Origin of the sequence: Megasphaera sp. SC8-1 (genome assembly GCF_024436295.1) — a bacterium.
GTDB classification, from domain to species: Bacteria; Bacillota; Negativicutes; order Veillonellales; family Megasphaeraceae; genus Megasphaera; species Megasphaera elsdenii.
Genome location: NZ_JANFQH010000023.1, coordinates 15,446 through 33,858, shown reverse-complemented (window position 1 = coordinate 33,858; position 18,413 = coordinate 15,446). Strand labels below are relative to the sequence as shown.

At 52.4% G+C, this 18,413-nt stretch carries 18 protein-coding genes; 3 read left to right on the top strand and 15 right to left on the bottom strand.

The features are described from left to right. Positions 1-13: 13 nt before the first annotated feature. The 7 genes from NOS26_RS06635 to NOS26_RS06605 form a co-directional block, all read right to left on the bottom strand. Positions 14-1,081, bottom strand: coding sequence for a Xaa-Pro peptidase family protein (locus NOS26_RS06635; RefSeq protein ID WP_022498322.1), 1,068 nt, complete (start codon positions 1,079-1,081; stop codon positions 14-16). Positions 1,082-1,156: 75 nt separating this feature from the next. Then, positions 1,157-1,876: a pseudouridine synthase gene (locus tag NOS26_RS06630; protein ID WP_255917452.1), complete on the bottom strand. Its 720-nt coding sequence runs from the start codon at positions 1,874-1,876 to the stop codon at positions 1,157-1,159. 9 nt (positions 1,877-1,885) lie between these two features. Further along, on the bottom strand, positions 1,886-2,539 hold the full coding sequence (locus NOS26_RS06625; RefSeq protein ID WP_074786848.1) for a histidine phosphatase family protein: 654 nt from the start codon (positions 2,537-2,539) through the stop codon (positions 1,886-1,888). Positions 2,540-2,591: 52 nt separating this feature from the next. Continuing rightward, entirely contained in the window at positions 2,592-3,344 is a 753-nt protein-coding gene (gene cobS, locus NOS26_RS06620) for an adenosylcobinamide-GDP ribazoletransferase (RefSeq protein WP_014015956.1), read from the bottom strand. Beyond that, positions 3,341-3,916 (bottom strand): bifunctional adenosylcobinamide kinase/adenosylcobinamide-phosphate guanylyltransferase, encoded by a 576-nt coding sequence (gene cobU, locus NOS26_RS06615; protein ID WP_014015955.1) that lies wholly within the window; start codon positions 3,914-3,916, stop codon positions 3,341-3,343. Before cobU ends, cobS begins: the two co-directional genes overlap by 4 nt. Further along, the gene (locus NOS26_RS06610; protein ID WP_014015954.1) at positions 3,917-4,408 is read right to left on the bottom strand and encodes a molybdenum cofactor biosynthesis protein B; all 492 of its coding nucleotides are present in this window, start codon (positions 4,406-4,408) and stop codon (positions 3,917-3,919) included. Between the two features lie 18 nt (positions 4,409-4,426). Further along, positions 4,427-5,029, bottom strand: a complete 603-nt coding sequence (locus tag NOS26_RS06605; protein ID WP_255917451.1) for a hypothetical protein — start codon at positions 5,027-5,029, stop codon at positions 4,427-4,429. A 179-nt stretch (positions 5,030-5,208) separates the two neighbouring features. Here NOS26_RS06605 and NOS26_RS06600 point away from each other — a divergent pair, with 179 nt between their 5' ends. Both NOS26_RS06600 and NOS26_RS06595 read left to right on the top strand, forming a co-directional pair. After that, the gene (locus NOS26_RS06600; protein WP_022498319.1) at positions 5,209-5,649 is read left to right on the top strand and encodes a hypothetical protein; all 441 of its coding nucleotides are present in this window, start codon (positions 5,209-5,211) and stop codon (positions 5,647-5,649) included. Between the two features lie 34 nt (positions 5,650-5,683). After that, positions 5,684-6,640, top strand: coding sequence for an exonuclease domain-containing protein (locus NOS26_RS06595; RefSeq protein WP_255917450.1), 957 nt, complete (start codon positions 5,684-5,686; stop codon positions 6,638-6,640). A 312-nt stretch (positions 6,641-6,952) separates the two neighbouring features. On the opposite strand, the gene rpsD is transcribed toward NOS26_RS06595, so the two are convergent. After that, a complete protein-coding gene (gene rpsD / locus NOS26_RS06590) occupies positions 6,953-7,540 on the bottom strand; it encodes a 30S ribosomal protein S4 (protein ID WP_014015950.1) in 588 nt (195 codons plus the stop codon). A gap of 196 nt (positions 7,541-7,736) precedes the next feature. Here rpsD and NOS26_RS06585 point away from each other — a divergent pair, with 196 nt between their 5' ends. Then, complete coding sequence (locus NOS26_RS06585; protein ID WP_255917449.1) at positions 7,737-8,333, top strand: nitroreductase family protein; 597 nt, start codon at positions 7,737-7,739, stop codon at positions 8,331-8,333. 367 nt (positions 8,334-8,700) lie between these two features. On the opposite strand, the gene NOS26_RS06580 is transcribed toward NOS26_RS06585, so the two are convergent. From NOS26_RS06580 to NOS26_RS06550, 7 genes are all read right to left on the bottom strand, one after another. After that, positions 8,701-9,726, bottom strand: coding sequence for a transposase (locus tag NOS26_RS06580; protein WP_255917448.1), 1,026 nt, complete (start codon positions 9,724-9,726; stop codon positions 8,701-8,703). A gap of 232 nt (positions 9,727-9,958) precedes the next feature. Next, positions 9,959-10,231, bottom strand: a complete 273-nt coding sequence (locus NOS26_RS06575; protein WP_014015946.1) for a GNAT family N-acetyltransferase — start codon at positions 10,229-10,231, stop codon at positions 9,959-9,961. Positions 10,232-10,247: 16 nt separating this feature from the next. Beyond that, positions 10,248-10,823 carry a histidine phosphatase family protein gene (locus tag NOS26_RS06570; protein WP_014015945.1) on the bottom strand — a complete coding sequence of 192 codons (576 nt, stop codon included), beginning with the start codon at positions 10,821-10,823 and terminating at the stop codon, positions 10,248-10,250. A 551-nt stretch (positions 10,824-11,374) separates the two neighbouring features. Further along, the gene (locus NOS26_RS06565) at positions 11,375-11,746 is read right to left on the bottom strand and encodes an endonuclease domain-containing protein (protein ID WP_022498314.1); all 372 of its coding nucleotides are present in this window, start codon (positions 11,744-11,746) and stop codon (positions 11,375-11,377) included. A gap of 596 nt (positions 11,747-12,342) precedes the next feature. Then, a complete protein-coding gene (gene nifJ / locus NOS26_RS06560; protein ID WP_255917446.1) occupies positions 12,343-15,873 on the bottom strand; it encodes a pyruvate:ferredoxin (flavodoxin) oxidoreductase in 3,531 nt (1,176 codons plus the stop codon). A gap of 502 nt (positions 15,874-16,375) precedes the next feature. Beyond that, on the bottom strand, positions 16,376-17,542 hold the full coding sequence (locus NOS26_RS06555) for a class I SAM-dependent methyltransferase (protein ID WP_014015942.1): 1,167 nt from the start codon (positions 17,540-17,542) through the stop codon (positions 16,376-16,378). 19 nt (positions 17,543-17,561) lie between these two features. Then, complete coding sequence (locus tag NOS26_RS06550; RefSeq protein ID WP_255917444.1) at positions 17,562-18,413, bottom strand: bifunctional 5,10-methylenetetrahydrofolate dehydrogenase/5,10-methenyltetrahydrofolate cyclohydrolase; 852 nt, start codon at positions 18,411-18,413, stop codon at positions 17,562-17,564.

Below are 18,413 nucleotides of genomic sequence, written 5' to 3'. Positions count from 1 at the left end.
GTGTAAACTCCTCCTATAACAGCTCCATCAATTCTTTGGGTGTTTTGGTTAAAATTTCACAGCCGTTGGCTGTAACGGCAACGGAATCCTCAATGCGGACGCCGAACTTGCCTTCTATGTACAGTCCCGGTTCTACCGTGACTATCATATTCTCTTCGAGTACGCCTGTCGATTTCGGCGACAGGACCGGTTGTTCATGGATTTCCAGGCCCGTACCGTGGCCCAGGGAATGAGTGAAATACTGGCTGACGTGATAGCGGGCGAAGTAATTGCGCACGGCAAAATCGACTTCGCGGCGGGAAACGCCGGCCTTGACGAGGGATACGCCCAGCTTCTGCCCTTCCAGGATGAGATTATAGAAATCCTTCTGGGCCTGCGACGCCTTGCCGACGACGACAGTCCGGGTGATGTCCGAATGGTAGCCTTCCCAGACAGCACCGAAATCGAAGGTAACAAAATCACCGGCTTCGATGACTTTCGGGCTGGCCGTACCGTGAGGCATGGCCGAACGCCTGCCTGAGGCGACGATAGTCGTAAAGGACTTTTCTTCCGACCCGAGAAGCAGCATATTGCTTTCCAGGCGGGCAGCCAGTTCCTTTTCCGTGACGCCAGGCTTGATGTACGGCAATAAATCGGCAAAGGCCCGGTCGGCAATATTGCTGGCCTTGCGCGTCGCCTTCAGCTCATACGGTTCCTTCACAGCCCGCAGACTGGTCAAATCACAGGGCAGGAAGCCGCATAAAGCTCCATCGGAAATATTTTCGTACATGAAATGAGTCAGGAAATTTTCTTCATAACCTGCCACGCCGATTTCCATGTCGTTCAAGGACGAGCGGATGGATGACGATAAGGCATTGTGGTGGTTTTTGATATCGTACCAGGTTCCGGACTGGTTGGCAGCCTGTTCCGTATAACGGGAATCAGTCCACAATACAGCCTGATCCAGGCCAATGACCAGTGCGCCTTCACCGCCTGTAAAGGCACTGAAATAACGCAGATTTTCCGGCTGGACGATAATGACGCCGTCTGCATCGTGTTCTTGCAGGAAAGCGCGCAGGCGGGCAATTCGTTGTTCTATCATAGTATCACCCTATATTAATTCAATCATATTTTATAATACCATATTTTCCGCCTGCTGAAAAGGTGGAATTGCAAATCACCGCCCCCGTCCTTTCAAGGCTTCCCGCTCCTCATCGGTCAGCGGGCGGAACTGGCCCGGCTCCAAACCTTCATCGAGGACGACGCTGCCGACGGAGCGGCGGTGCAGCTGGACGACCTTCAGGCCGACGGCAGCACACATGCGCTTGACCTGATGGAACTTTCCTTCCTGGACAACGACCGTAAGGGACCGGGGGCCGGTCTGGACGGCCTTGGCCGGCAGGCAGTGCAGGCCATCGTCAAGGACGATGCCATCGGCAAAGCGCTGGCCCATATCAGGTGGGATATCGCCTTCGACGACGGCATCGTATATCTTGTCCATGTGCTTCTTGGGCGACGTAATGCCATGGGCCCAGGTCCCGTCGTTGGTGATGAGCAGGAGGCCTGTCGTATCCTTATCGAGGCGGCCGACCGGGAACAGGCCGGCGCCCTGATACTGGCGCGGCAAGAGGCCGATGACCGTCGGCGACACGTTGTCTTCCGTCGCCGATACGACGCCGGCCGGCTTATAGAGCATGAGATAGATATGTTCTTCGTAGCCCACGATTTGACCGTCGACGGCAATCACATCAGCTGCCGGGTCGACTTTCTGGCTGCTGTCGAGGCAGACGGTACCATTCATAGTCACATGGCCGCCTTTGCACAATTCCTTCAGTTCCCGCCGCGTCCCCCAGCCCGTATGGCCCAGAAGCTTATCGAGGCGCATAGTCTTTGCCATAATACCTCCTTAGAGCGACGGCATCTTGTCCCACTGGGGCTGATACCCCGTCAGGCCTTCCAGATGCTGCGTGCAGTTCATGAGGGTCATGACATTGCGGTCGCCATAATATTCGATGATGTTAAAAGCCGTGTTGAACTGCTGGAAGCACCAGATACGCTTCATATCGAGGCCCAGCAGGCCAAAGAGCAGGCAGCGGATCGCCGCCCCGTGGGATACCATGAAGACGCTGTCGCCATCTTTGTGATGCGACAAGATTTCCCGTGTCTTCTTCAGTGTCCGGTCGCGGACCTGGCAGAACGATTCACCGCCCCGGGCCGGCAAGGTCCCGTCCGAAGCATAGACCGCTTCCAGTTCACCCGGCCACTGGGTCGTGATTTCCTGGTATGTATGGCCTTCCCAGACGCCGAAATCAGCTTCCTTCAGTTCGTCATAAGCGATGACGTCCAAATGGTGCGGCGCGGCTACACATTCGGCCGTCGTCTTGGCGCGCTGGAGCGTGCTGCTGTAGACGGCGTCGAGATGGACATGGCGGAAAAATTCTCCCAGGCATTTCGCCTGTTCCAGTCCATGTTCATTGAGGGGTACATCAGTCGACCCCTGGTACCACTGCTGGACATTACCTGCTGTTTCGCCATGACGTGCTAAATATAATTTTATCATCGTGTTCCTCCGTGTATTTTCCTATAAGTGGTTCAACCTTCGTGCCCTTTCATTATAGCAAGAAATCGGCCAGCCTGCTACCGACAGCCGTCACCAGTAGCAGGGCCATTTCGCTGCCTTCGAGGACGGCACCATACGTATCGCCCGTCACGCCACCCAGTTTGCGGCTGATATGGAAATTAGCCCACAAGGACAACAGCATGGCCGCCCCTAACAGGCCCAGGTAAAAAGGCCCGCAAAGGAAAGCCGGCACCAGGGCCAGTACGAAAGCTTTCGCTACGGTATGGGCTGGCGCATAGGTGACGAAAGCCTTCCCCAGCCCTTGCTGTCGGGCATAGGGAAACTGGAAGATGCTGATCAGCGTCCCGAAGCGGGCTGCTGCCGGGATCCCGATGAGGGCCGGCAGGGCTGCGTCTGGCGTCAGCTGGCTGAGGAAAGCCACTTTCAGGAGGACCAGGAAGACGAAGGCCGTTACGCCGCCGGCACCGACGCGGCTGTCCTTGAGGATTTCCAGCATCCGTTCGCGGCTGCGGCCGGAAAAGAGGCCGTCCGCCGTATCCATATAGCCATCGGCGTGGAGTCCGCCGGTCAGGTAGAACCAGAAGGCGACGACCAGGGCCGACCGGCCAAAAGCGTCGAAAAGGAAAGACGACGCTCCGTAGAGCGCCGCCAGGAGTAAGCCGATGATCAAGCCGACGACGGGAAAGAACAAGACAGACCGGCCAAAGTCCTCATCGCGCCAGACGCTCTGCGAGGCCAGGTGGATACGCGATAAGAACTGCAAGGCAATGAGAAAAGCTTTCATCGTTTCACCTCCGGCAGACGGACAGCCCGCTGTTTCAGCTCCGTCGTAATCCCGCAGACAGACAAATAGACTTCATCGGCTTCGGCTGCCGCAGCCTGATTGATCTTGCCGATGAGGTCGCGGTACAAACGGCTCACATGCTCCATGGGAACGATGCCGCAGCCCAGCTCGTTGGTGACGAAGATAGCCGTCACGCCAGCCTGGCGAAAGGCGGCCATGACAGTTTTCAGTTCAGCCAGGGCCCCGTCGATGAGGACTTCATCGGCTTCACCGTCGTGAGCAAAGAGATAATTAGAAAAATAAAGAGTCAGGCAGTCGACGAGGACCACATCTGACGACCGGCACAACCGTTCCATCGTCCCCGGCAGGTCTTCCGGGATTTCCCAGGTCTGCCACGATGACGGCCGGCGCCGGCGGTGGGCGGCGATGCGCCGGGCCATTTCTTCATCGAAGATGCGGGCTGTCGCCACATAAGCATGCCGCCCGGGAAGGGCGGCAGCATAGCGTTCGGCAAAGGCGCTTTTACCACTCCGCGCCCCGCCGGTGACAAGGATGATGTTAGATGTTTCCATTTACTTCTTGATTTCCGAATACAAATGAAAGACTTCCGGCAAAATGACTTTTTCCATACCGATCTTGATGAGGCTCGGCAGTCCCGGCAGGCAGTAGACCTGGCACTGGTGGATGATGCCAGCCGTCGTCCGGTAGGCCATGGCCTGGACACCGCAGGCCCGGCGATAGGCAAAATACGTCATCATCGACTGGAAGGCCGGAATTTTCTTATCGAACAGGGGTTCCACCGTTTCGATGGTCACGTCGCGCTTGGCCAGGCCCGTACCGCCGCTGGTGATGACCAGGTCGACGCTGCAGACCCATTCATGGAGATGGCGTTCGATTTCGGCCTTGTCATCTTTGACAATCTGATAGTCGACGACCTGATGGCCGTAGTTGGCCAAAGCCGACTGAATGAGCAGGCCGTTCGTATCGTCGGAAAAGCTGCGGCTGTTGCTGATCGTGAGAATCGCCGCCCGCAAGGGATGTTCTTCCATTTTTTTACTATTCAAGATGAATAACCTCCTAACTTAAGACACATAAGATTCTATGATAGAAAAGGGATCGCGCCCTTCCAGTAATCCTTGTAAGAACGCAGGGATGAAACATTCACTGACGACCTGAGCCTCATAGGACCGTTCCCCGTCCTGACTGGCAACGGTGATGCCGTCCCCCAGGGCCAGGCGCACGGCACAGGCCGGGCCGCCTGATGGCAGGATTTCGCTGCGGGACCAGAGGACCGTCGCCTTATCCCGCCAGGGGTATGGGTCATCTTCATCGAAATCGCAGTCCACGACTTCGGCTGCGACGACGAGGCCGCTCTCTTTAGCCTGTTCTGCCGTATGGCAGACGAACTGCGTGTACTCATCGTCGGAAGTAGCCGCCGCTGCCGAAATGTACAGCAGGCGGAAGTCGTCCCACAAGACGTGCTCTGAAATAAATTCTTCTGACGGGGCCATATCGGCCTCTTCATCGACAAAAGACGTATGCCAATTATAGGCGGAACAGATTTCCTCCGCATCGTCGCCGGCATTGAGGGGATACACGTGGAAATCCAGTTTCTGAAAACCTTCCGTCACGTGAACATCGAGGCCGTGCTCCGACTCGTCTTCCTGCCAAAAGAAAAATGGCAAACCAATATATATCACATCCAATATGATCACCTCTTATAATTATACTATTCGACCTGAAAGGGCAAAAGTCCTACTTGAAAAATATATGTTCTTGTAATGTCTGGCAATTCTTATATAATATAAATATAAACTACGGCTGCCCCTCTTGTAAACAAGGCAGCCAGAAAGGAAGTAATCTTATGTTAAAAAAAATCGCAACCCTGGCCGTTACCTTCGCCTGCCTGTTCAGCTTTATGGCATCGGCTACCTTTCTCGACGATAATCCCCGCTTCGTCCAAGTCGGTCACAACGACACGACCGAATCGTATATCGACATGAACACCATTCAGTCCGTCCGCTACGATCCGCCGTACTATATCATCCGGGCTACTGTCGTGACCTATGATTATGCCAACAATACGGTCCAAGGTTATGATAACAATTTCTTCTACAATTTTAAAGCCCAGACCGTAAAGACCCAGACCCTCGGCGACGTCAGTTATGACTTGCAGGGCAATGTCCTGTCCACTTCAGCCCTGCCCAATCCGGAAGTCAAGACGACAGACCGCCTGTCAGTCAACGGCCATGCCGCTAACCGCGCCTTCCGTACCTGTTATGACATGAACTTTTTCCAAGAATAGGCTCTCAAAATTATTGAAAAGGATTTGATATTTCATGGATTCCCTGATCCACATCATCACGACGATCGTCACCCTCGTCTTCATCGCCGCCGTCCTCTACTCCCTCACGTCGGCCCTGCGCAAACGGCGGCGCAAAGCCAAAGTTCAAGAAGAACTGGCCAAGAAGGAACATGTCAAGGTCGAAAACCTGCACCAGTACGACATCAAGCCCGACGATGGCTATTATAAATACCCTATCGAAGAAAAGGGGAAACTGCGCCGCTTCCCGCAGCACTTCACAGCCGTCGCCCTGGAACTGGCCAATGAGCAGCCTTATTCCATCTGTCTCCTGGCCCTGGCTGAATTTGACCACGGCGAACTGAAGGATACCCGCTATTTCTACGTCCGTCCGCCAGAAAATAACTTGTCCGCCGTGAAAGACCGCTACCACTGGGATGAACTCTCGAAGGCCGATGAGTTCGGCGAATATTGGCAGGCCGGCCTGAAAAACCTCATCGAAGGACAGACCCTGGTCGCCCACAACGCGCCGTTCGTCATGGGCTGCCTGACCCACGCCCTGCACATCTACGGCATCGATGCCCCGGCGTTCCGCTATGCCGATACGCTGGAAGTCGCCAAGAAGCTCTATCACTTCCCGTCGAACCAGCTCGACGTCATCTGCGATGAAATGGACATCGAAACGGAAGAAGGCAACCTCTTGAGCCAGGCCATCGCCATCGGCCGCTTCTTCCTCACAGCCCATAAAGAATACCCCATGTTCCTGCCAGATTTGGCCTATATAAAAGAAGCGCCGACGACAGACGACAAAGAAGCCGCCCTCATCGCAGCTGTCGAACGCGAAGAAGGGACACCGGAAGAAATGTTTGCCCCAGAAAAGCCGGACCTGACCCTCATCGACGACTTAGTGCAAAAAGGCTACGTAGAAGCCGGTGAAAAACCAGGCACGTACTATGCCACCGACAAAGGCCTGGACTTCTCCGAAAGCCGGTAGTTTTGTGGCTCGTGGCTAGTGGTTCGTGACTCGTGGCATGAATATTTGACGAAAGGCTCCCATTATAGGGGAGCTGGCCGCCGAAGGCGGTCCGAGAGGTTGCCTTTAACATCAAAAAAGGACTATCGCATGAAGGTTTGTATCATCATGCGATAGTCCCTTTTACTTTATAGTTTGTAGTACGGAGTTTGTAGTTTGTAGAAGCTGGTTTTAATTTTTTTACCATTTGCTGCAAACTAAAAACTACAAACTTGATACTCAAAAAGAGGCTGTCTTAATGCGACAGCCTCTTTTGTTATCATCAAACATCTCTTATTTGGAGTACAATTCGACGATCAGTGTTTCGTTGATTTCTACCGGAATTTCGTCGCGTTCGGGCATACGGGTCAGTGTGCCTTCGAAGCCGTCGAAGTTCTTTTCAATGTACGGTACATCGAAAGTCTTCAATTCCTGGAAAGATTTTTTGTACATTTCGTTGGAGCGGGAAGCTTCTTTCAAAGCGATAACGGAACCAACTTTAACGTGTGCCGACGGGATGTCGCAGCGTTTGCCATTGACCAGGATGTGGCCGTGGTTGACCATCTGACGTGCCTGGCGGATGGAGTTTGCAAAACCGATACGATATACCAGGTTATCCAAACGGCATTCCAGCAATTTCAGCATGTTCTGGCCAGTAACGCCTTCCATCTTCTTGGCTTTATCATAATAACGGACAAACTGACGTTCGAGCAAATTGTAGTATGCGCGAAGTTTCTGTTTTTCCAATAACTGTGTGCCATATTCAGACATTTTTTTCTGACGCTGATCTTTACGTACGCGTTTTAATGCCTTAGGGTGTCCGTACACATTAACTCCGAACCGGCGACATTCCTTAAAACGCGGGTCTCTCCTCGTTGCCATTTTCTACATCACCTCATATTAGTAATTCAAGAAATTAAATTTTGCTTACGCAATGTATAAATGATATCATAAAAAAAGCCTCATTGTCAAGGGAAATATGATTCTTGACTTGTTTTCTTCACTATGCTATACTTTAAACAATAAATAATAATTAATATCAATTAATAATATGCAGATAAATTCAGGAGGTGCTCTCATGACCCATTTCACCACAGCCGTCACCAACCGGCGCACGAACTACACCCTCAGCAAAGACGTCACGATTCCTCAGGAAACTATCATCCAGACCATACAGGATGTCATCCGCGAAGTGCCATCGGCCTTCAACATGCAGTCCGGCAAAGCCGTCATCGCCTTTGGCGAAACGCACGATGCCATCTGGAAAATCACCATGGATACACTCCGCAAGATTGTCCCGCCAGCCAATTTCGCTACAACGGAAGCCAAAATCAACTCCTTCGCCGCAGCCTATGGCACGGTCCTCTACTTCGACGATACGCCCATCGTCGACAACATGGCCGCTCAGTTCCCGCTCTACGCCAAGAACTTCCCCATCTGGGCCCAGCAGGCCAACGGCATGATGCAGTTCGCCGTTTGGACCGCCCTGACCGATTTGGGACTCGGCGTCAACCTCCAGCACTACAACCCCCTCATCGACGACGAAGTCAAGAAACTGACTGGCGTCCCCAAAGAATGGCAGCTCATCGCTCAGATGCCCTTCGGCCATCCCACAGAACCACCAAAACCTATCGTAAAAATCCCCATCGAAGAACGGGTGAAAGTTCTTCAGTAAGAAAAAAAGCGCTGTCGCATGAAGACAGCGCCTTTTAGCGCCTTTTTGAGTATTAAGTTTGCAGTTTGTAGTTTTTAGTGAAAGTTTTTTAATTTAAAGCCCTCTTCTACAAACTACAACCCAGTATAACTATATCGTTAGTCATAAGCCGACATTTAAATCCGCTGTAAGATCATCCCCTTGAAGCCTGATAGTGAATCTGATACGCTGAAATTTATGAGAAGGAGTTTACTCCAAGGTAGTTGTTACTCGTTCATATCGAGGATGGGTGTCCCCAGAAATCCACATAGTCCCGAGAAGCTGGATATTCATAGCTCCAATACGGTCGTCGTTGGATTTGTATCCGCACTGACAACTATACAGGTGCTTATTGGTCGCGGTTCGCCTTGCGGATAATACCGCATTTCGGGCAACGCTGGGAGGTGTACTTCGCAGACACTTTCAGGACTTCCGAACGGTTCTCGTGAGCCTTGTATGTCAAGAACTGCTCCAACTGGTAAAAACTCCAGCTCCGCAAATCGTAGTTCTGTTTCGCGGTTCTGGAAAGATTGCTTTCCTCGAAGCTGACGCCAGCAAGTTCCTCAAGCACGAAAAGCGTATCCTTGCCGTATTTCTGTACGAGTGTCTTAGAAATCTGATGATTCACATCAGACATCCAACGGTTCTCTCGCCCAGAAATGGCTTTGAGTTTGCGCTTCGCTGATTTTGTCCCTTTGGCCTGAAGCTGTTTCCGTACTTCTTGGAATTTATGGCGTTTGGTGGCAATCTTTTTACCAGAGACGAACTTCGTCTTGCCTTGTTCGTCATAGCTGACTGCAAGGAAACGAAGTCCACGGTCGATGCCGACAACATGGCGGACGCACTCCTTCTGGAAAGCTTCGACCGCTTTGGTAACAGGGATATGCAGATACCATCTCCCTTTCAGTTCGACCAGTTTGGCAGTACCGAGTTGATAGGAAACATTAAGGTATCCAGCGAAATGTTCGCCTTCGAAGGTACATTTGGTTCTTTTTCCGAGTGTATTGATGGACAGGACTTGCCCGTCATCAACGAAGCTGTAGTCCCGGTTGCGGACTAAGTCAGCCTGCGGCCGGCGAAAGAATACGGGGTTCCAGAGCCATTCCAAAGTCTTAGGGATGCGTTGCCAGCGGCCATCCTCATCCTTATATCTATAAGGATTTTGGAAGAGCTGTTGTTTTACTGTCTTGTATCTGGCAATCGTCGTCTTGATAGAAGACTGGGCTAATTGAAACTTCAAGCCGAACAAGCCACGAAGGTCACTATACAGTTTCTTGTTGAGGCTTTGGTAAGTCAAGTCGAACTGATTGTCGAAGATGTATTGAGACACGAAGTTGCAAGCCTGACGGTATTGTTCCATCATTTGACGGAGCAATACTTCCTGTTCAGGAGTAACATGTATGCGAAGTTTTATCGTTTTGGTTAGGTCGGATATATTCTCACCTGCCTTTCTAAAGTGTATATTACTTCATCAAAAATATTGTAACATAGTTTTTGCTGAAATCCTAGTTAATAAGAAAGTGAGATGAGGCGGGCATTCCTCTTCGACCTAAGAGGTCGGAGTATCCTGCCCGCATTTAGATAAATCAAGTGGATTTTCGTCCTGATTAGCCAAGTAAATCCTGTTCGTCTTTATGGCGGCGGAACCAGGCGTCAGCATAGGAACAACTGGTAGCCGTTTTTTTATGGCGCCGCCGGATTTCATCGGCTGCAGCCTTGACGAGTTTGGCTGCAGCACCTTGGCCTCGCAGGCTGTCGTCGACGAAGGTATGGACGATGTCGTAATTGCCGTCGTTTCGTTCGACGAAATCCACTTCAGCCACGACCGTCCCTGCTTCATTTTCCATCCAGATTTTATTCGGTCCGTATTGTAATTCCATAATAAATCCCCTTCCTTTACATCGTAATTTCCACAATCTGCCCGTTATGGACCGGGCGGCTGCGGCGAAAAGCAGCCATGTATTCTTCTACCGGCCTGCCAGGATTTTCGTAGACCAAGAGCAGGTTGCGGATAAACTGGGCGTGCGTAAAGACCAGGATGAATTGCTCTGGCCGCCGCTGCAGCAACGACAAAGTCCGTTCGATGCGCCCGATGAGCTGGCGATAGCTTTCGGCACCTTCGCCGTCGATGTAATCCGGGTCGAGTTTGCGCCAATAATTGATGACCCGCGGCCGCCGCTGCTGCGACGTCGTCCCGACACACGTGGCCGGTGCTAAATATACAAATTCATGGACGCAATCCCAAATTCCCGTCACCGTATCGGGAAACCGCCCGATCGTACACATCGCCGTCTGCTGCGCCCGAAGATAAGGCGACGTGACAATCAGGTCCGGCCGCCGGGGAATCTGTAAGGCCAGCGACTGGGCCTGCTTGAGGCCTAGTTCCGACAAGGGAATATTGCGATGATCCTGCGTCGCTTCGCCGGCATTGGCAATACTTTCGCCATGACGGATGAGCCATATTCTCTTCACACTATCACCTGCTTTTTTCTTTTATTGTATCATAAAAAATGGAGGATTTGAAAGACAACCTCTCCGGCCTGGCGGCCACCTCCCCTATAAGGGGAGGCTTGCCCCATGGCTCTCCTCATAGGAGAGCTGTCAGCGCAGGCTGACTGCGAGGTTGCTTTTTATCATCGATAGATATTGGTAAACTGCAACCTCTCCGGCCTGGCGGCCACCTCCCCTATAAGGGGAGGCTTTTCCATGGCTCTCCTCATAGGAGAGCTGTCAGCGCAGGCTGACTGAAAGGTTGCTTTTTATCATCGATAGATATTAGTGAACTGCAACCTCTCCGGCCTGGCGGCCACCTCCCCTATAAGGGGAGACTTGTCCCATGGCTCTCCTCATAGGAGAGCTGTCAGTGCAGGCTGACTGCGAGGTTGCTTTTTATCATCGATAGATATTGGTAAACCGCAACCTCTCCGGCCTGACGGCCACCTCCCCTATGAGGGGAGGCTTTCCCCACGGCTCTCCTCATAGGAGAGCTGTCAGCGCCAGCTGACTGAGAGGTTGCTTTTTTATCACCAGGAACATCCTTTATGCTCATTGACGTATTGATGAATAGTTTGGCAAACTCCTCTAAAATTTTTATGGATATCTAAATTGGTAAAACGGATGACCGTCAATCCATAGGATTCTAATACGGCTGTCCGTTCTTGATCTGACTCCATACCGGCTTCATCGTAGTGTTGCCCACCATCTAATTCAATGATGAGCCCTGCTTCTTTGCAATAGAAATCGGCAATATAATTACCAATTCGTCGTTGTTTATAAAATTTCACTGGATACGTCCGTAAAAAATCATACCATAAGTGACGTTCTTCTTTGGTCATATTTTTCCTTAATGAACGGGCAAATGATATATTTTCTTTAGAATAGGGAAGCGTTTTCATAGAACCTCCTTGTAAAATATATTGAACTGCAACCTCTCCGGCCTGGCGGCCACCTCCCCTATAAGGGGAGGCTTTCCCCACGGCTCTCCTCATAGGAGAGCTGTCAGCGCCAGCTGACTGAGAGGTTGCTTTTTATCATCGATAGATATTAGTGAACTGCAGCCTCTCCGGCCTGACGGCCACCTCCCCTATGAGGGGAGGCTTTCCCCACGGCTCTCCTCATAGGAGAGCTGTCAGCGCCAGCTGACTGAGAGGTTGCTTTTTATTATCGATAGATATTGGTAAACCGCAACCTCTCCGGCCTGACGGCCACCTCCCCTATAAGGGGAGGCTTGCCCCATGGCTCTCCTCATAGGAGAGCTGTCAGCGCCAGCTGACTGAGAGGTTGCTTTTTAATCATCGATAGATATTAGTGAACTGCAACCTCTCCGGCCTGACGGCCACCTCCCCTATGAGGGGAGGCTTGGTTCACGAGACGATGTCCTTCTTTTGAGTCTGTCGCGGCTTTGCCGCATCTGAGTCCGAGTATACGAAAACAGGGCCGCCTTTTCGGCAGCCCTGTTTCCGGGTGTGTATATGGCATTAGCGTGTTTTACTTATTTATCAGCCAATTCCTTATAGGTTTCATATTTCTTCTTAGCAAATTCTTCAGCCTTAGCAAAGAGTTCTTCGGCGATGTCCGGGAAGGTTCTCGTCAAGGCGGCGTATCTTGTTTCGCCCATGAGGTATTCGCGGAACGACTGCTGCGGTTCTTTGGAGTCGAGGATGAAGGGGTTCTTGCCTTCTTCTTTGAGCAGCGGGTTATAGCGATAGAGGTGCCAGTAACCGCAGTCTACGGCGCGTTTCATTTCGTGCTGAGCATTGCCCATGCCGCCTTTGATACCGTGGTTGATGCACGGTGCATAGGCGATGATGATAGACGGGCCATTGTAGGCTTCTGCTTCTTTGATGGCTTTGATGAGCTGGTTCGGGTCCGCACCAAGGGCGACCTGGGCGATGTAGATATGGCCATAGGTCATGAGCAGACGGCCCAAGTCTTTCTTATTGAACTTGCGGCCCGATGCAGCGAACTGAGCGACAGCCCCGATTGGCGTAGCTTTCGACGACTGACCGCCTGTGTTGGAGTAAACTTCCGTGTCGACGAGCATGATGTTGACGTTGGCATTCATAGCCAGGACGTGGTCCAGGCCGCCGTAGCCGATATCGTAAGCCCAGCCGTCACCGCCATACATCCAGATGGTCTTCTTGATGATGTGTTCTTTATGAGCCAGGATTTCTTTCTGCAAATCCGCAGCTCGGCCTGTGAGGTGAGCGGCCATCAATTCTTTGATGTACGTCCGGCTGATGCCTTCTGTGACTTCGCCTTCGTTGGCGACGCCGATGGAATCGATCCAGGCTTTGATGGCGTCGTGGAGGGCACCGTCTGTCAAGTCCATGAGTTCTTCCGATTTGATGCGGATGGCATCGCGTTGCTGTTCCATGGACAGGGACATGCCGAGGGCGAATTCAGCGTTATCTTCGAAGACCGAGTTCGACCAAGCCGGCCCGAAGCCTTCGCAGTTCGTCGTATACGGGATACTGGGCATTGCCGAGCCCCAAGCCTGGGTACAGCCCGTAGCGTTGGCGACGATCATACGCGGCCCGAAGAGCTGAGTCAGGATCTTCATGTATGCCGTTTCCGTACAACCTGCACATGCGCCGTTGAATTCGAGGAGCGGCTGATGGAACTGGCTGCCTTTGACGGAGAATTTATCGAGGGTCGTATGTTTTTCAGGGAGTGTCTGGGCATAATCCCAGTCGGCGCTTTCATGACGCTGCGTTTCCAGCGGTTTCATCGTCAGGGCCTTAGCCGGGCAGGCATTGACGCAGGCACTGCAGCTGTAGCAATCGAGCGGCGAAACCTGGATGCGGAATTCATAATCTTCCAAGCCCTTGCCAATGGCTTTCTTGGTCTTGAAGTCAGCCGGAGCTTTTGCTTTTTCATCAGCCGTTACCAAGTACGGACGGATGGCAGCGTGCGGGCAGACCAAGGAGCAGCGGTTACACTGGACGCATTTTTCCAGGTCCCATTCAGGAACGGTCGATGCGATGCCGCGTTTTTCATATTTCGTCGTGCCCAAGGGGTAAGACCCGTCGGCATAGGGCACAAATTCACTGACTGGAATGGTATCACCGAGCTGCAGGTTAGCCGGTTCGACGACTTTCTTGATGAAGTCCGGAATATCGCGGGTATCTTCGACGACCGGGTCGGACGGTAAATCTTTCCATTCTTCCGGTACGGTGACTTCGACGATATCCGAAATGCCGCGGTCGACAGCAGCCTGGTTCATGGCGATGACTTGTTCACCTTTGGCCAGATAGGTCTTGGCAATGGCGTCTTTCATGTATTTCACAGCATCGTCGATGGGCAGGATGTTAGCCAATTTGAAGAAAGCTGCCTGCAATACTGTATTAGTGCGATTGCTTCCCAGACCGATTTCTTCAGCGATCTTAGTCGCATTGATGATATAGAAGCGGACGTGCTTGGAGGCGAGCTGGCGTTTCACTTTATTGCTGAGGTGGTTGGCGACGTCGTCTTTATCCCAGCTGCAGTTGAGCAGGAAGATGCCGCCATCCTTGATTTCACTGACAATATCGTAAGTGCCCATGTAGGCCTGTTTATGGCAGGCCAGGAAGTCCGCCGATTTGATATAATAGGTGGCCCGGATCGGCTTCTTGCCAAAGCGCAGGTGCGACTTGGTGACGCCGCCGGATTTCTTGGTATCGTATTCAAAGTAAGCCTGGACATACATATCCGTGTTGTCGCCGATAATCTTGATGGAGTTCTTGTTGGCGCCAACCGTACCGTCCGAACCAAAGCCCCAGAACTTGCAGCTGATGGTCCCTTCCGTGTCGACCGTGATAGGTACGTCGGCCAGGGAATGGTGAGTAACGTCGTCGATGATGCCCAGCGTGAAATGGTTCTTCGGCTGGAGCGAGTCCATATTGGTGAAGACGGCGTTAATCGATGCCGGCGGCACGTCTTTCGACGACAAGCCATAACGGCAGGCCAGGACAGTGACGTCCTGTTTGACGTGGGATATAGCCGCGCAGACATCTTCGTAAAGCGGTTCGCCTAAAGCGCCCGGTTCCTTCGTGCGGTCCATGACGGTAATCGTGCGGACCGTGTCAGGCATAGCCTTCATGAAGTGTTCCAGCGAGAACGGACGATAGAGATGAACTTGGATGAAGCCGACTTTCTTACCTTCTTTGCAGAGCTTGTCAATCGTTTCCTGAATGGCACCGGTGACAGAGCCCATGGCGATGACGACGTGTTCTGCGTCAGGAGCGCCGTAGTAATCGAAAAGGTGGTACGGACGACCCGTCAGTTCGCTGATCTGGTCCATGTAGTTCTGGACAATGTAGGGCAGGCGCTGATACCAGGGGTTATTGGCTTCACGGGACTGGAAGAACATGTCCGGGTTGGTAACGGTACTGCGCATGACCGGATGTTCCGGGTTCAGGCCGGTGTGTTTGAAATGATAAAGGGCATCGCGGTCGATGAGCTTGCCCAGTTCTTCAGCCGGCAGCATCTTGATTTTCTGGATTTCGTGAGACGTACGGAAACCATCAAAGAAGTGCATGAACGGCACGCGACCTTTGATGGTCGACAGATGGGCAACGGCTGCCAGGTCGGCACATTCCTGGACGCTGGCACTGCAGAGCATCGCCCAGCCCGTGTTACGACAGCCCATGACGTCGGAATGGTCACCGAAGATGGACATGGTGTGAGTCCCGACGGTACGGGCGGCGATGTGCAGGACGACCGGTTTCAATTCGCCCGACAGGCGGTGCATGACCGGAATCATCAGCATCAGGCCCTGTGAAGCCGTAAAGGATGAACAGAGGCTGCCTGTTTCCGATGCGCCATGGACGGCACCGATAGCACCGGCTTCGGACTGCATTTCAACTAATTTAACAGGCTGGCCGAAGAGGTTCTTGCGGCCGTTCGCCGACCAGACGTCGACGTGTTCTGCCATCGGAGACGACGGCGTAATCGGATAAATCGTAGCGACTTCTGTAAAGTTATAAGCAACATCAGCCGTAGCTTCGTTGCCGTCTAAGGTTTTCACGATTTGTTTAATCATAAGAGACACTCCCCTTTTCTGCGATTCAAGTAAATTCATCCGGACTCGTATAACGTTTAACGCTTTTTGTACTTTTAGTATAGCCGTTATAGCTATAAAAGTCAAGCATAGTGCTCATGCTATTTTATCATTGACATAGCTTTGGTTATACGTTTTACGCGTATATAGAAGAAAGAGTGGCTCGTGGCTCGTGGTTCGTAGGGGCCGTCCCAAGCCTTTTTGGCCCGTCAGGTGCCGACCAACGGGAGGCACAGGACGGCTGCCAAAACGGACAGCCGTGGCTGGGAGGCCCGCCTATGGGTACGTGGTCAGTTTACAAAAAAGAGGCTGTCGCATGTGCGACAGCCTCTTTTTGAGTATTAAGTTTGTAGTGGATGAGCAACCTCTCAGACCGCCTTCGGCGGCCAGCTCCCCTATCAGGGGAGCCGCGGGACGCCCCTGCGAACTGCGGGACGCGAACTGCGGGACGCCCTCTGGGCGTCCCCTACATGACTTCCCTACATTAGTACCAACGAGTCATGGGCAGGTCGTTCTTGGTGCCTTTGGTCATGAGGATCTGATGGATGTCGATGTTGCCGATGTAGAAGGATACGGCGCAGCCGCAGAGATAGAGGTCCCACATGCGGGCAAATTCTTCCCCGCGGGCAGCGATGACTTCATCGCGGACGTTCTGGAAGTTATTGAACCAGCACATGAGGGTCTTATAGTAGTGGCGGCGCAGGCTTTCGACGTCGATGACCTGGAATTCATCATCATAAGCGAGGCTGACGATTTCACGGAGCGACGGCAAAGTTCCGCCCGGGAAGATGTATTTACGCATCCACGGGTTGCCAATGCTTTCATCGTGGCCGCTGATGTAATGGAGGAGGAACATGCCGCCGTCTTTCAGGAGATGGCTGGCCGTTTCCATATACAGCGGATAATTGGAGCGGCCGACGTGTTCCAGCATGCCGACGCTGACGATGCGGTCGTACTGACGGCCTTCGGCGACGAGATCGCGATAGTCGACGAGGTCGATCTGGACCAGATCCTGGAGTCCCAGTTTTTCAATGCGTTCCTGGCCTTTTTTCCACTGTTCTTTACTGAGCGTGCAGCCATAACCTTTGACGCCATATTTCTTGGCGGCTTCGATGAGCAGATAGCCCCAGCCGCAGCCGATATCGAGGAGGGTCATGCCTTCTTTGAGATAGAGTTTTTCCAGGATATAGTGGACTTTATTATGCTGAGCCTGTTCGAGGCTGTCATCTTCGTTCTTGAAATAAGCGCAGGAATAGCTCATGGACGGATCGAGCCATTTAGCATAGAAATCATTGCCCAAGTCATAGTGGGACGAAACCTGTTTCTTCTGGGCCGATTTCGATTCCGACGGATAGAGAATCCGTTTGAACAAGGATTTATCCAGCGAGAACTGGCTCGTCTGGGATAAGAAGCAGCGAAGGGCTGTGAACAAATCACCTTGGATTTCCACATCTTTGCGCATGTAAGCTTCGCCCAGTGCCAGCGAAGTCGACGCCAGCAAATCTTTTTTCGGAATGTCTTTGTGGATGATAACGTTGAATAACGGCTGGCCTTCGCCAATGGTGTAGGTCTTGTCGTGAAGTTGTACGGTAAAGCAATGTTTATCGAAGCGACGTAAATAATGGATCATGAAATTATCTAAGATATGCATAGATTATACTCCCTCACTTTTATAAAATGGTTTCTGTCCGGGCGATGCCGCAGACGACGTTTTCCAGTACCATCATCGTCGTCACGGCGCCAACACCGCCCGGCACAGGCGTCACGGCCCCGGCCTGAGCAGCGACTTCGTCAAAGACGACATCGCCGACGGTCTTGCCGTCGACGCGGTTGATGCCGACATCGATGACTACAGCGCCTGGTTTTATCATATCGCCTGTCACTAAACCGGCTTTCCCGGCAGCGGCGATGACCAGATCAGCCCGGCGGCAGACGGCCTTCAAATCTTTCGTGCGCGTATGGCAATGGGTAACCGTAGCGTTGCGGTTCAGACAGAGCTGAGCCAACGGTTTGCCGACGACATTGCTGCGGCCGATGATGGCCACATCCTTCCCACTCAGGGAAATATGGTAATAGTCGAGGATGGCAATGACAGCCCGCGGCGTACAGGGCACGAACCCAGGCCGTCCCGTATACAGATGAGCGATGTTGACATCAGTCAGGCCGTCGACATCTTTCTTCGGATCGATGCAGTCGATGATGCGCTGGCTATTCAAATGACGCGGCAGCGGCATCATCGGCAGGATACCGAAGACGGACTCCTGCTCATTGAGCCTGTCTATGAGCGATAAAAGTTCCACCTCGCTGATAGAAGCCGGTTCCTGATAGATTTCTGCCTTTAAACCGACAGAACGGGCCGTCTTCTGCATGGACTTGGCATACATCGCCGACGGTGCATCCTCACCGACGAGGATGATAGCCAATTCCGGCTGTATATGGAGTTCTTCCTGGATATCGGCCAGGCGGCGTTCCACCCGTTCGCGATGGAAGGCCGCCACTTCTTTGCCGTTGAGTAATTGCAT

What these genes read in the sequence shown, in the direction of transcription:
- NOS26_RS06635 (WP_022498322.1), bottom strand. Translation starts at nt 1,081, where the DNA reads ATGATAGAACAACGAATTGCCCGCCTGCGCGCTTTCCTGCAAGAACAC.
- NOS26_RS06630 (WP_255917452.1), bottom strand. Translation starts at nt 1,876, where the DNA reads ATGGCAAAGACTATGCGCCTCGATAAGCTTCTGGGCCATACGGGCTGG.
- NOS26_RS06625 (WP_074786848.1), bottom strand. Translation starts at nt 2,539, where the DNA reads ATGATAAAATTATATTTAGCACGTCATGGCGAAACAGCAGGTAATGTC.
- cobS (WP_014015956.1), bottom strand. Translation starts at nt 3,344, where the DNA reads ATGAAAGCTTTTCTCATTGCCTTGCAGTTCTTATCGCGTATCCACCTG.
- cobU (WP_014015955.1), bottom strand. Translation starts at nt 3,916, where the DNA reads ATGGAAACATCTAACATCATCCTTGTCACCGGCGGGGCGCGGAGTGGT.
- NOS26_RS06600 (WP_022498319.1), top strand. Translation starts at nt 5,209, where the DNA reads ATGTTAAAAAAAATCGCAACCCTGGCCGTTACCTTCGCCTGCCTGTTC.
- NOS26_RS06595 (WP_255917450.1), top strand. Translation starts at nt 5,684, where the DNA reads ATGGATTCCCTGATCCACATCATCACGACGATCGTCACCCTCGTCTTC.
- rpsD (WP_014015950.1), bottom strand. Translation starts at nt 7,540, where the DNA reads ATGGCAACGAGGAGAGACCCGCGTTTTAAGGAATGTCGCCGGTTCGGA.
- NOS26_RS06585 (WP_255917449.1), top strand. Translation starts at nt 7,737, where the DNA reads ATGACCCATTTCACCACAGCCGTCACCAACCGGCGCACGAACTACACC.
- NOS26_RS06575 (WP_014015946.1), bottom strand. Translation starts at nt 10,231, where the DNA reads ATGGAATTACAATACGGACCGAATAAAATCTGGATGGAAAATGAAGCA.
- NOS26_RS06565 (WP_022498314.1), bottom strand. Translation starts at nt 11,746, where the DNA reads ATGAAAACGCTTCCCTATTCTAAAGAAAATATATCATTTGCCCGTTCA.
- nifJ (WP_255917446.1), bottom strand. Translation starts at nt 15,873, where the DNA reads ATGATTAAACAAATCGTGAAAACCTTAGACGGCAACGAAGCTACGGCT.
- NOS26_RS06555 (WP_014015942.1), bottom strand. Translation starts at nt 17,542, where the DNA reads ATGCATATCTTAGATAATTTCATGATCCATTATTTACGTCGCTTCGAT.
- NOS26_RS06550 (WP_255917444.1), bottom strand. Translation starts at nt 18,413, where the DNA reads ATGCAATTACTCAACGGCAAAGAAGTGGCGGCCTTCCATCGCGAACGG.